This window comes from Pseudomonas sp. AIG (assembly GCF_977020205.1).
Genome location: NZ_CDROCK010000037.1, coordinates 59,213 through 71,489, shown reverse-complemented (window position 1 = coordinate 71,489; position 12,277 = coordinate 59,213). Strand labels below are relative to the sequence as shown.

At 59.0% G+C, this 12,277-nt stretch carries 11 protein-coding genes; 4 read left to right on the top strand and 7 right to left on the bottom strand.

Annotation, left to right across the window (positions count from 1 at the left end):
• Nucleotides 1-327 precede the first annotated feature (327 nt).
• Nucleotides 328-1,389 carry a DNA polymerase IV gene (dinB, locus tag ACWR1S_RS20520; RefSeq protein ID WP_064120804.1) on the top strand — a complete coding sequence of 354 codons (1,062 nt, stop codon included), beginning with the start codon at nucleotides 328-330 and terminating at the stop codon, nucleotides 1,387-1,389.
• Nucleotides 1,390-1,499: 110 nt separating this feature from the next.
• Here the strand turns inward: dinB and ACWR1S_RS20515 are convergent, their stop codons facing one another.
• From ACWR1S_RS20515 to ACWR1S_RS20500, 4 genes are all read right to left on the bottom strand, one after another.
• Nucleotides 1,500-2,453, bottom strand: a complete 954-nt coding sequence (locus tag ACWR1S_RS20515) for a hypothetical protein (RefSeq protein ID WP_454564757.1) — start codon at nucleotides 2,451-2,453, stop codon at nucleotides 1,500-1,502.
• A gap of 17 nt (nucleotides 2,454-2,470) precedes the next feature.
• Nucleotides 2,471-4,186: a proline--tRNA ligase gene (locus ACWR1S_RS20510; RefSeq protein WP_454564756.1), complete on the bottom strand. Its 1,716-nt coding sequence runs from the start codon at nucleotides 4,184-4,186 to the stop codon at nucleotides 2,471-2,473.
• A gap of 129 nt (nucleotides 4,187-4,315) precedes the next feature.
• Nucleotides 4,316-5,875, bottom strand: a complete 1,560-nt coding sequence (locus ACWR1S_RS20505) for an AmpG family muropeptide MFS transporter (RefSeq protein ID WP_454564755.1) — start codon at nucleotides 5,873-5,875, stop codon at nucleotides 4,316-4,318.
• Nucleotides 5,876-5,918: 43 nt separating this feature from the next.
• Complete coding sequence (locus ACWR1S_RS20500; RefSeq protein WP_454564759.1) at nucleotides 5,919-6,299, bottom strand: MGMT family protein; 381 nt, start codon at nucleotides 6,297-6,299, stop codon at nucleotides 5,919-5,921.
• Nucleotides 6,300-6,436: 137 nt separating this feature from the next.
• Here ACWR1S_RS20500 and ACWR1S_RS20495 point away from each other — a divergent pair, with 137 nt between their 5' ends.
• Nucleotides 6,437-7,444: a DUF481 domain-containing protein gene (locus ACWR1S_RS20495; protein ID WP_454564754.1), complete on the top strand. Its 1,008-nt coding sequence runs from the start codon at nucleotides 6,437-6,439 to the stop codon at nucleotides 7,442-7,444.
• A gap of 164 nt (nucleotides 7,445-7,608) precedes the next feature.
• Here the strand turns inward: ACWR1S_RS20495 and ACWR1S_RS20490 are convergent, their stop codons facing one another.
• Nucleotides 7,609-7,818: a cold-shock protein gene (locus ACWR1S_RS20490; protein ID WP_002554837.1), complete on the bottom strand. Its 210-nt coding sequence runs from the start codon at nucleotides 7,816-7,818 to the stop codon at nucleotides 7,609-7,611.
• A gap of 353 nt (nucleotides 7,819-8,171) precedes the next feature.
• Between ACWR1S_RS20490 and dcd the strand changes: the two genes are divergently transcribed.
• Both dcd and ACWR1S_RS20480 read left to right on the top strand, forming a co-directional pair.
• On the top strand, nucleotides 8,172-8,738 hold the full coding sequence (gene dcd, locus ACWR1S_RS20485; RefSeq protein WP_008083888.1) for a dCTP deaminase: 567 nt from the start codon (nucleotides 8,172-8,174) through the stop codon (nucleotides 8,736-8,738).
• A gap of 106 nt (nucleotides 8,739-8,844) precedes the next feature.
• Nucleotides 8,845-9,054 carry a hypothetical protein gene (locus tag ACWR1S_RS20480; RefSeq protein WP_038358100.1) on the top strand — a complete coding sequence of 70 codons (210 nt, stop codon included), beginning with the start codon at nucleotides 8,845-8,847 and terminating at the stop codon, nucleotides 9,052-9,054.
• Nucleotides 9,055-9,100: 46 nt separating this feature from the next.
• Here the strand turns inward: ACWR1S_RS20480 and pdeM are convergent, their stop codons facing one another.
• Entirely contained in the window at nucleotides 9,101-9,757 is a 657-nt protein-coding gene (pdeM, locus tag ACWR1S_RS20475) for a ligase-associated DNA damage response endonuclease PdeM (protein ID WP_454564753.1), read from the bottom strand.
• Complete coding sequence (locus ACWR1S_RS20470) at nucleotides 9,754-12,243, bottom strand: ligase-associated DNA damage response DEXH box helicase (protein ID WP_454564752.1); 2,490 nt, start codon at nucleotides 12,241-12,243, stop codon at nucleotides 9,754-9,756. Before ACWR1S_RS20470 ends, pdeM begins: the two co-directional genes overlap by 4 nt.
• Nucleotides 12,244-12,277: the final 34 nt, after the last annotated feature.

Genomic DNA, 12,277 nt, shown 5'->3' with positions numbered 1-12,277 from the left:
CCTTCGGGTTATGAGCCCGACGAGCTACCAGACTGCTCCATCCCGCGTCTGTGTGTCGGCATTCTACAGAGGATCGCTGGGGTGTCAACCCGCAATCTGGATAAAATCTGTTGAGGTTCAATCGGTTAGCGATTTTCCTCGGGTGTTTTTCTGGCTGCAGGGCAGGTGGGGCAAGGCTTTCAGCTCTATTGACGGTCGCCGGTCGATTGAGAAAATAAATTCAAAGGACATTTCCTACCGTCAGGAAAGAAGATTCATACCACTGGTGCTATATACAGGTGTCAGTGAGATACTGCCGGTCCGGCTTGCCACATTCCCTTTTCTGACATGACTCAGCGAAAAATCATCCACATCGACTGCGATTGTTTTTACGCCGCCATCGAGATGCGCGATGACCCGCGTCTGGCCGGCAAGCCGTTGGCGGTGGGTGGTTCGGCGGACAGGCGCGGGGTGATCGCCACCTGCAATTACGAAGCGCGGGCCTATGGTGTGCGTTCGGCGATGGCCTCGGGGCATGCCTTGAAGTTGTGTCCGGACCTGACCATCGTCAAGCCGCGAATGGATGCCTATCGCGAAGCCTCGAAAGAAATTCACACAATCTTTGCCGATTACACCGACCTGATCGAGCCGCTATCGCTGGATGAGGCCTATCTGGATGTCTCCGACAGCGCACATTTTGGCGGCAGCGCTACACGTATTGCCCAAGACATCCGTCGCCGGGTCTCCAATCAGTTGCACATCACCGTTTCCGCTGGCGTGGCGCCAAACAAGTTTCTGGCTAAAATCGCCAGCGACTGGAAAAAGCCCAACGGTTTGTTTGTGATTACACCGGATCAGGTCGAAGACTTTGTCAGTGGCTTGCCGGTGAGCAAATTGCACGGTGTCGGCAAGGTTACCGCCGATAAGCTGGGCAAGCTCGGCATCGTTGACTGCTCGCAGTTGCGCGAGTGGGACAAACTGGCGCTGGTGCGCGAATTCGGTAGTTTTGGCGAACGACTGTGGAGTCTCGCCCGTGGGATCGATGACCGGCTGGTGCACAACGACAGTCGGCGTCAGTCGATCAGTGTGGAAAATACCTACGACGTTGATCTGCCGGATCTACGCAGTTGCCTGGATAAATTGCCCGAACTGCTCGAAACCCTGAAAACCCGTATGGCGCGGATCGACAGCAGTTATCGGCCGGGCAAGCCGTTCGTCAAAGTGAAGTTTCATGATTTCACCCAGACCACACTGGAGCAGGCCGGGGCAGGGCGGGATCTGGGCAGTTATCAGTTGATGCTGACGCAGGCGTTTAATCGCGGCGGGAAACCGGTGCGGTTGTTGGGGGTTGGGGTAAGGCTGGAGGATTTACGCGGAGGGTTTGAGCAGATGGAGTTGTTTGAACGGTAATTTTCCGGTGTGCGTCAGGGCCTCTTCGCGAGCAGGCTCGCTCCCACATTGGATTTGTGTCGTTCACCAATCCCCTGTGGGAGCGAGCCTGCTCGCGAAGCTTTCAGCTGTCAGTTCGGTCCTGGATCAGCCACCAATCGCCCGGCATCCTTGGTCAAAGACTTGAGAAACTCAGTCTGCAACTCAGGATCGTTGCGCGTCAGTTCGATCAGGCTTTGTTCCAGCTCACTGGCTTCTTCTTCCAGACCCAGTTCCGACAGACGTTTGACCCGGTGCACCCACTGGCTCACTTCGTCGTCTTCCAGATCGTCGTAGATCAGCCCGTGCGCTTCCAGCAACTTGCCACGCAGATGACTGCTGATCATCAGCGATGAGTCCGAGTGCACGTCATCCTTGGCGTCTTCGACGCTGATCTGCAATTTGCCGACGTGATTGAGGTCATTTTCGGCAAACGGACTGTCGAGCAGGTTTAGACGCAGCACACCGTTGCGATCGGTGGTCATGTCAAAGGTCTGCTTGCCAGCCTTGACTTGCACCGGACGCTCGCTCCACGGCAGGCTCGAATACTCCGTGCGCTTGTCGCGCTGGACTTCATCAATACCGGCGAGGTTCTGTTGCGCACGGCCGTTGGACTGCACGTTCATGAACGGGTTAAGCCCGGCAAAACCGTAGCTCAGCCAATCTTTGGTGACGCTGTCCGGCAGGTTGCCGAGGGCGAACACATTGACCACGTTGGCGCCGACGCCGCCGACTACGGCCACCGCACCCAGCGGGATTTCGTAGATCTCCCGCCAAGGCTGATAAGGCGTGTAGCGATCGTAGCGACGCGTCACTTCGAACTCGGTGACTTCAAAAGTCTTCTGTTCGTTGATCTTTATGCGTCGCTGCGGCAGCTCAAGCACCTTAGGCTCACCGACATCGATCTGCAGGCTGTGGTCGAGCAGTTTTCGCTCGACCCGCTCTTCGTGCTCGCTGCGTTGTGACATGTGATTGGCACAGCCGCTGACCAGCAGGGCACCGCACAGGGCGGTGCCTCCGAGGCCTAAGGTGTTTCGCTTGAACATGACGTCTCTATCTGGTTTCAGCGGCGGATACGGGCCTGCAGGAAGGACAATACGTCGGCCACCGGCAATGCTTGCGCTTCGCCTTCGGTGCGGCTCTTGTATTCCAGGTTGCCTTCGGCGAGGCCGCGGTCGCTGACCACGATCCGGTGTGGAATGCCGATCAGCTCCATGTCCGCGAACTTGATGCCCGGGCTGGTTTTCTTGTCGCGATCATCCAGCAGCACTTCGAAGCCGGCCGCTGTCAGTTCGGCGTACAGCTTGTCGGTGGCTTCGCGCACCTGCTCGGTTTCATAACGCAGCGGCACCAGAGCGATCTGGAACGGCGCCAGGGTGTCGCTCCAGATGATGCCGTTTTCGTCGTTGTTCTGTTCGATGGCTGCAGCCACCACGCGGGACACGCCGATGCCGTAGCAACCCATTTCCAGGGTCACCGGCTTGCCGTTCTCGCCCAGCACTTCGCACTTCATCGCCTTGCTGTACTTGTTGCCCAGCTGGAAGATGTGCCCGACTTCGATGCCGCGCTTGATTTCCAGCGTGCCTTTGCCGTCCGGGCTTGGATCACCGGCGACCACGTTACGCAGGTCAGCCACGGTCGGAACCGGCAGATCACGCTCCCAGTTCACGCCAAAGTAGTGCTTGTCGTCGATGTTCGCACCGATGCCGAAGTCGCTCATCAGCTCGACCGAGCGGTCGATGATGATTGGCAGCGGCAGGTTCAGCGGGCCGAGGGAACCTGCGCCGGCGCCGATGGCGTCACGCAGTTCGGCATCGGTGGCCATGACCAGCGGGTTGGCAACGCCTGGTTGCTGGGCAGCCTTGATTTCGTTGAGTTCGTGGTCGCCACGAATCACCAGCGCGATCAGCTTGCCTTCTTCTTCGGCGCGCACGATCAGGGTCTTGATGGTCTTTTCAATCGGCAGATTGAATTTTTCCACCAGCGCCGCGATGGTTTTGGTGTCTGGCGTGTCGACCAGACGCAGCTCTTCAGTCGCAGCGGCGCGCGAGGTTTCGCGCGGCACGGCTTCGGCTTTTTCGATGTTCGCTGCGTAGTCGGAACCGTTGCTGAAGACGATGTCGTCTTCGCCGGATTCGGCCAGTACGTGGAACTCATGGGAGCCGGCGCCGCCGATCGAACCGTTGTCGGCTTCCACCGGACGGAATTTCAGGCCCAGACGCGTGAAGATGTTGCAGTAGGCTTCATGCATGCGGTCGTAGGTGATCTGCAGCGACGCTTGATCCGCGTGGAAGGAGTACGCGTCCTTCATAATGAATTCGCGGCCACGCATCAAACCGAAGCGTGGACGGATTTCGTCGCGGAATTTGGTCTGGATCTGGTACAGGTTGATCGGCAGCTGCTTGTAGCTGCTCAACTCGTTGCGCATCAGATCGGTGATCACTTCTTCGTGGGTCGGGCCCGCGCAGAAGTCGCGACCGTGGCGGTCTTTGATGCGCAGCAGCTCAGGGCCGTACTCTTCCCAGCGCCCCGATTCCTGCCACAGCTCGGCCGGTTGGGTGCTCGGCATCAACACTTCCAGAGAGCCGGCGGCGTTCATCTCTTCGCGAACGATGGCTTCAACCTTGCGCATGACTCGCAGGCCCATGGGCAGCCAGGTGTACAGGCCCGAGGCGAGTTTGCGGATCATGCCGGCGCGCAGCATCAGCTGGTGGCTGATCACGACCGCGTCGGAAGGCGTTTCTTTCTGTGTGGCGAGCAAAAATTGACTGGTGCGCATGGTTGGCCGTTGTCGGTTGCTATGACTGGAAATGACTCCGCAGTGTACCGGCGAGTTTTGCCGACGTACAGGCGTGAGGTCAGTGGGGAGGCACGACGGCGAGATTCCTCCCGCCGTTGCCGAAACGTCTTACGATTCTTCTGCGACCGGTGTCGGCACAGGCTCGGGCGTTGGCGTCGGGCCTTCGCGGCGGCTTTCCTGAAACCAGTGCAGGGCGATCAGCACCAGTGTCGGCACACCGAGCAGGGCGGTGATCATGAAGAAGCTGTGATAGCCGAACTTCTCGACCAGGACCCCGGAATAGCCGCCCATCAGGCGCGGCAACAGCAGCATGATCGAGCTGAGCAAAGCGTATTGGGTGGCGGAGAACTTCAGGTTGGTCAGGCTCGACAGATAAGCAACGAAGGCTGACGTCGCCAGGCCCGAGCTGAAGTTGTCGAGGGAAATGGTCACCACCAGCATCTGCAGGTTCGGGCCCATGTCGGCGAGCATGACGAACAGCAGGTTGGTGGCTGCGGAAGCGACGCCGCCGATGAACAGAATCGGCAAAATGCCGAAACGCACGATCAGCAGGCCGCCCATGCCGGCGCCAACCAGCGTCATGATCAGGCCGAAAATCTTGCTGACACTGGCAATCTGATCCTTGGTGAAACCCTGGTCGATATAGAACACGTTGGCCATGACGCCCATCACCGTGTCCGACATCCGATAGGTGGCAATCAGACCCAGTAACAGGAACGCCTGCCAGCGATAACGCAGAATAAAGTCGTTGACCGGCGTCAGCACCGGCGCAAGGCCGCGACGGCCCATGGTCGACAGGCACAGACCGGTCAGCAGCGTGTAGAGAATGGCGCGCAAAAAGGCGCGGTCTTCGAGCAGCAGGTCGAGCGGACTCATGCCGCCGAACAGCACGCTGGCGAAATCGGTGTTGTAGAGCTGGGTGAACATCGCCGGTACCGAGACCAGCAAAACGATCAGCACAAACACCGACATCAGCTGATGCATGAAGGTGTAACGCCCGGCTTGCAACTGCGTGCGTAGCGGCACCGGCGGCTCGCGCATGAACAGCGTGGTCAGCAGCGCGGGAATCATCAATGCGCCGAACAGTGCGTAAGTACCCGCCCAGGCCGAATGCTGATAGTTGAAGCCCGTGGAGCCGAAGCCCTCGGCGAAGAACAGTGCACCGGCAGTCGCCAGCAGCGCGGCCACGCGATAACCCGACATATAACTGGCAGCGAGCGCAGCCTGGCGGTTGTCTTCGGCGATTTCCAGGCGATAAGCGTCCACCGCAATATCTTGAGTGGCGGAGGCGAAAGCGACGACAACGGCAATGGCGATCAGCCAGGACAAATGCTTCTGCGGATCACAGAAACCCATGCCGATCAGCCCGAGGATGACCAAGGCCTGAGAGAGCACCAGCCACGAACGGCGACGGCCAAGCTTGCCCAGCAACGGCAGACGCCATTGGTCGAGCAGGGGCGACCAGACCCATTTGAACGCATAAGCCAGGCCGATGAGACTGGCGTAGCCGATGGTTTCACGGGCGACACCGGCTTCACGCAGCCAGACGGAAAGCGTTGAAAACACCAGCATGTACGGCAGGCCGGCGGCGAAACCCAGCAACAACAGCACGAGCGTCGAAGGACTGGCATAAGCGGCTAGCGCGGCGCGCCAGGTTTTACGGGGCATGGGCTGAAGTCTGCCTCAAGATTGCGAAAACAAAGCGCGCACTCTAACCGCTGTGCTCTACCGGACGCCAGCCATGGCGCTGAATATCCACACGATTGTTCAGGACGGTGATGCCTTCCATGCGCAATCGGGCCCGTTGTTCATCGCCCGACGGGCTACCGACCGGCAGGCTGATCCGACCGCCGGCGCCCAGCACTCGGTGCCAAGGCAGCCTGGTATCGCCGGGCAACTGACTCAGGGTGCGGCCGACCCAGCGGGCGGCGCGCCCCAACCCGGCCAGTTCAGCTAACTGACCATAGCTGACGACTTTGCCTTCGGGCACCTGGGCGAGCGTCGAGTAGAGCGCCGTGCGTCGGATTTGCGCATCGTTTTCAACGCTGTCGAGCGGGTCTTTCACGTACGCGGTTCCTGAACATGAACAGATTGATGGCTTTCAGAGTAATCCGTGATCAGCCAGTTGAGAAATGAACTCATCAGAAATAGTCCGGTCAGTCCTTGTCAGGGTCTTATTCCTACGGATAATGCCGACCTTTTTCGCAAACTTGAGCCTTAGATTCGCTTATGTTGTCCAGATCCTTGTTGTGCCTTGCTGTTTTCAGTGCGTCTACGCCCCTGCTTGCCGACACTGTCTGGTTGAAGAACGGTGACAAGTTGAGCGGCACTATCACCGTGTTCGACGGCGGCAAGCTGTTGATCCAGACGAAATATGCCGGTGCGGTGACGATTGACTGGAAAGAGGTGAAGACGCTCGACAGCGATCAGCATTTGCTGGTCAAGCAGGACGCCTATACCGGTGAAGTCTCCAAGTCGCTGACGGCCGCCGAAGATGGCAAGGTCACCCTGGCTAACGGTGAGGCGCCGAAAACCGTGGAGCTGGCGAGCATTCAGCAGATTCTCAAACCGAAACCGGTGGTCGAGGATTTGGTCTGGAAGGGCAATGTCGACCTGGCGCTGGACTATCAGCGCGCCGAGAAGGACACCGACGACTACGATGTCGGCTTCAAGACCACCGCGCGTCATGGTCGCTGGCGCCATACTGCCGAAGGCGAGTACAACCGCGAAGTGCAGGACGACGAAACCACCACCGACAACTTGCGCGCCGAATACGCACTCGACCGCTTCCTGACCGATAAGTGGTTCTGGCAGGGCCGTCTGAACTACAAGCGCGATCACATCGAAGAGCTGGCTCGCCAGCGCGTGGTCGGTACCGGTCCTGGCTACCAGTTCTGGGATGACGAGCTGGGCGCGTTCTCGCTGGGCTCGCTGTTCAACCGCACCGATTACGAGTATCGCGATGGCAGCAAGGACAACTTCTATTCCGTTGCCATGAAGTGGGATTACAACCGCTACCTGATCGGCAAGAAAGTCGAGTTCTTCACCAATGGTGAAATCGGCAAGCCGCTGTCGGATGTGGCCAACTACGCGCTGGATGCGGAAATGGGCCTGCGTTACAAGGTCACCGACTGGGCTTCGCTTAACCTTAAGGCCGAGCGTGACATCATCAGTGGCACCAACGATGCGGACTTGAACAAGACCCGTTACACCGCAGGTTTTGGCGTGGCCTGGTAACGCACAAGCAAAAGATCGCAGCCTTCGGCAGCTCCTACAGAGGATTGATGTACATCCTGTAGGAGCTGCCGAAGGCTGCGATCTTTTTTTGCGAGCTGAAAAACAGACGTCCACAAAAAAGCCCCGCTTTTAAGGGCGGGGCTCTTTTCTAAAGAAGCTACAAGTTAGATAACTTGTACTTCTTCAGCTTGCATGCCTTTCTGACCGCGGGTAGCGATGAAAGAAACCTGTTGGCCTTCTTTCAGGCTTTTGAAGCCGTCGGATTGGATAGCTTTGAAGTGAACGAACAGGTCGTCACCGGATTGTGGAGTGATGAAGCCGAAGCCTTTTTCATCGTTGAACCACTTAACGGTACCGGTTTGGCGATTAGACATGGTGTAACTCCTTGAACAAAGATAACTGCGACTCAGGAAGAACCCTGGCCGAGACTGAGTGCAAAGAGCAGGAAAAATTCTTGTAGATGGTTGGATCGAAATTCAACATATCGTGTAGAGATTCTCAGTGACACAAGCAACACAGTGACGCCACCTTAACCCAGTTTCCGAGAAGTGCCAATGCTTCTTGCGAAGGTTTCTCTGTTTTCGGGATCGGCGGTGTGACGGTTCGTCGCCAGATCGCGTAAATCAGGGGGGATCGGCGAGAATTGCAGCCCGCACTTTGAACCCGGCGGCGCGCCCGGTAAGATGCCGGACAGAATTTTTCCACCTCGCTATTCAGGACACCCGCCATGAGCATCAAATCGGACAAGTGGATTCGCCGCATGGCGCAGGAACAGGGCATGATCGAGCCTTTCGTCGAGCGCCAGGTGCGCGGCAGCGATGACAGCCGGGTGATCTCCTACGGTGTGTCGAGCTACGGTTACGACGTGCGCTGCACCAACCACTTCAAGGTGTTCACCAACATCAATTCGTCCATCGTCGACCCGAAAAACTTCGACCCGGGCAGCTTCGTCGACGTCCACAGCGACGTCTGCATCATCCCGCCGAACTCTTTCGCACTGGCCAGCACCGTCGAATACTTCCGCATTCCGCGCAATGTCTTGACCATCTGCCTGGGCAAGAGCACCTACGCGCGCTGCGGCATCATCGTTAACGTCACGCCGCTCGAGCCTGAGTGGGAAGGTCACGTGACGCTGGAATTCTCCAACACCACCAACCTGCCGGCGAAAATCTACGCCAACGAGGGCGTGGCGCAGATGCTTTTCCTTGAATCCGACGAGGAATGTGAAGTTTCCTACAAGGACCGTGGCGGCAAGTACCAGGGCCAGCGTGGCGTGACCCTGCCGCGCACCTGATCGGTCCATCCGACAGATCGCGGGAATTCTTTGGCGGGCAGACACTCTATGGGGTGTACTGCCCGTTTTGCTTTCGGCGAAACGGGCCTTCGCCGAGGAGTGCCCTATGAAGATCGATCCGCAAATCACTGCCGAACTGGCAAGGCTCGAGCCCAATCAGATTGGCGTATTGGCCTGGTCCTTGTTGGCGCATCCGTCGCTGAACATGGCCGGCGGAATTCCCGGTCAACCTGATCCCGATACCCCCAACGAACAACCGACCGAGCCGGGCGAACCGACCCTGCCGGACGAGCCGCCACCGGCACCGGTTGCCTGATCTGCATTGAAAATGAATGGCCAGTCAGATGAGGTCTGCAAAGATTTCAACTGACTGGCCATATTTCGTTATCACCGATGACGAAAATCCTGCAGCTTTCCTCCTTCTCGACCGGATAGCCCCCAGTAAAGGCGCCAAATGCCGGCAGCAGACTGATGCCTTCGCCAAGCCTGAAACACGCCAGGCGCAAGCTTTGTCGACCCTTGCCGTGCAGCCGATAGACCGGGTGCACGTGACCCGCTAGCACGTGCCTTTCAGGATGTGGGTCAGGTTCATGCTGCAAGGCGAATGGCCCGAGCAGCAGCGGCTCCGGCACCACGCGGATATTCAGCGATTCAGGCGGATCACCTGCGCGTTTGTCGTGATTGCCGCGGATCAGCGTCATCGGTAAATCAACATGACGCGCACGCCATTCGGCCAGCGCGCGTAAAGTCCCTGCGGCATGCGAGCCGGGTCCGTGGAGGAAGTCGCCAAGAAATATCAGCTGCCGGCAGGGCAGGTTCGCCAGCAATCGATCAATCTCGGCGATATTGCTCGATGTGGTGCCTTGCGGGACCGGTTGGCCAAGGCTGCGGTAAGCGGCAGCCTTGCCGAAATGTACATCGGCAATCAGCAATGCCTGTTGCGCCGGCCAATACAGTGCTTTTTCCGGCAGCAACCAGAGGTCCTCACCGGCGAGACGTACAGGGTAAGGCGCGCTCATCGGGATTTGCCCTCGTCGGCAGTTTTCTCCAGGTCACCGACCATACGCCTGATGCGGTCGGCGAGTTTTTCCGAGCTCATGCTTTCGCGCATGCGCTCCACCAGCAGCGGGAAGCCCAGTGGTGTAGGACGTTTGACCTGATGCACGTCCAGTATCATCCGGTTGATCCGTTCCAATGTCTGCTCCAGACGCTGAATATCCAGTTCTTCTCGTAGGACTTCTTCCCCGGCCTGGGCCAGCAACAGGTTGTCGGCGTCATATTGTTTAAACACTTCGAAGAACAAACCACTGGAAGCCTGGACCTGCCGGGTGCTTTTCGGTGCACCGGGGTAGCCGGCGAAGACCAGCCCGGCAATCCGCGCGATCTCGCGAAAGCGCCGCAAGGCCAGTTCGCCGGCATTCAGGCTGGCCAGAACGTCCATTAATAAATCATCGGCATTGAAGAGATCGGCATTCAAATGCTCGGTCCAGTCGATCGGCGTGGCGCTGAGCAATTCCAGGCCGTAATCGTTCACTGCGATGGAAAACGTCACCGGTTGTCGTTGACTGACGCGCCATGCCAACAGGCTCGCCAGCCCGAGATGCACTTGGCGCCCGGCAAACGGATAAAGGAAAAGGTGCCAGCCCTCGCGGGACTTCAATACTTCGGCCAGCAGTTTTTCTGCGGTGGGCAAGCCGGACCAGCGCATCTGTGTTTCCAGCAAGGGTCGCAACGCGTGCATTTCCGGGCCGACGAACTCACCTTGCGCGGCCTCGCTGAAACGCCTGACCACGGCTTCGGCCAATTCGTTGGAAAGTGGCATCCGCCCGCCATTCCAGCGCGGTACGGCGGCTTTTTTCGCGGTGCTGCGTTTGACGTAGGCGGTCATGTTTTCCACCCGCACCAGTTCCAGCAAACGCCCGGCAAAGAGAAAACCGTCGCCCGGTTTAAGTCGCGCGATGAAGCCTTCTTCGACACTGCCCAATTGTTTGCCGCCGCCGCCCTTGCTCCAGAATTTCAGATGGATGCTCGCATCACTGACGATGGTGCCGATGCTCATGCGATGCCGACGCGCCAATCGCGCATCCGGCACGCGCCAGACGCCGTGCTCGTCCGGTTCGACCCGGCGGTAATCCGGATAAGCTGTCAGAGACATCCCGCCATGGCGTACGAAAGCCAGCGCCCACGCCCAATCGGCGAGTGTCAGGTCACGATACGCCCAGGCGCCAAGGACTTCTTCGTACAGCGCTTCAGGAATAAACCCGCCGCCAAGGGCCATGCTGACCAAATGCTGCACCAGCACATCCAGTGGTTTGTGCGGTGAGCGTCGCGGTTCGATGCGCCGTTGTTCGACGGCATCGCGGGCGGCGGCCGCTTCGATCAGTTCCAGACTGTGCGTCGGCACCAGCGTCACCCGCGAGGTACGCCCCGGTGCATGCCCCGAGCGTCCGGCACGCTGCATCAAACGCGCGACACCTTTGGCCGAGCCGATTTGCAGCACGCGCTCGACCGGCAGGAAATCCACGCCCAGGTCCAGGCTTGAGGTGCAGACCACGGCTTTCAAATGTCCGTTCTTCAAGGCCTGTTCGACCCAGTCACGGGTCTCGCGAGACAGTGAACTGTGATGCAACGCGATCAGCCCGGCCCAGTCCGGCCGTGCCTCCAGCAGCGCCTGATACCAGATTTCCGATTGCGCCCGAGTATTGGTGAACACCAGGGTGCTGGCGCAAGCGTCGAGTTCGGTAACGACCTGCGGCAGCATCTTCAGACCGATGTGCCCGGCCCAGGGAAAACGCTCGATGGCCGGTGGGAGGAGGGTGTCGACTTTTAGCGATTTTTCGCTTTTTCCCTGAATGCTGACGCCACCGCCCTGCGGGATCAGTACCTGTTCGGCGTGGGATTGATTACCGAGGGTGGCCGACACGCCCCAGACGATCAGATCGGGTTGCCAATGCCGCAGACGGGCCAGGGCCAGTTGCAATTGCACGCCGCGCTTGTTGCCGAGCAATTCGTGCCATTCATCGACGACGATCATGCGCAGACTCGCCAGCGCCACCTGTGCATCAGCGCGGGCGAGCAGCAGGGTCAGGCTTTCCGGGGTGGTGATCAGCGTGGTCGGCAGGCGCCGGCTCTGCCGGGCGCGTTCGCTGCTGCTGGTGTCACCGGTGCGCAGGCCGATGCTCCATGGGATCTGTAGATCATCGACCGGCGTTTGCAGAGCGCGCGCGGTATCGGCGGCGAGGGCACGCATGGGGGTGATCCACAGGACGGTCAGTGGTTCGGCTGGCGGTTTGCGTTTGCGCGCAGATTCAATAACCGCTGCGGGTTTGGCGAAGCGATTGAGCGCGGCAAACCACACGGCGTAGGTTTTACCGGCGCCGGTGCTGGCGTGGAGCAGTCCTGACTCACCGTTTTTGACCGCCGCCCAGACCTGTTTTTGAAAGGCGAACGGCTTCCAGCCGCGGGCGCTGTACCAGGTTTTTGCGAGGTCGGGAAATTTCGCCATGCGGGCTGCGCGCGCTCTGGAGGTGTTCTTCCAG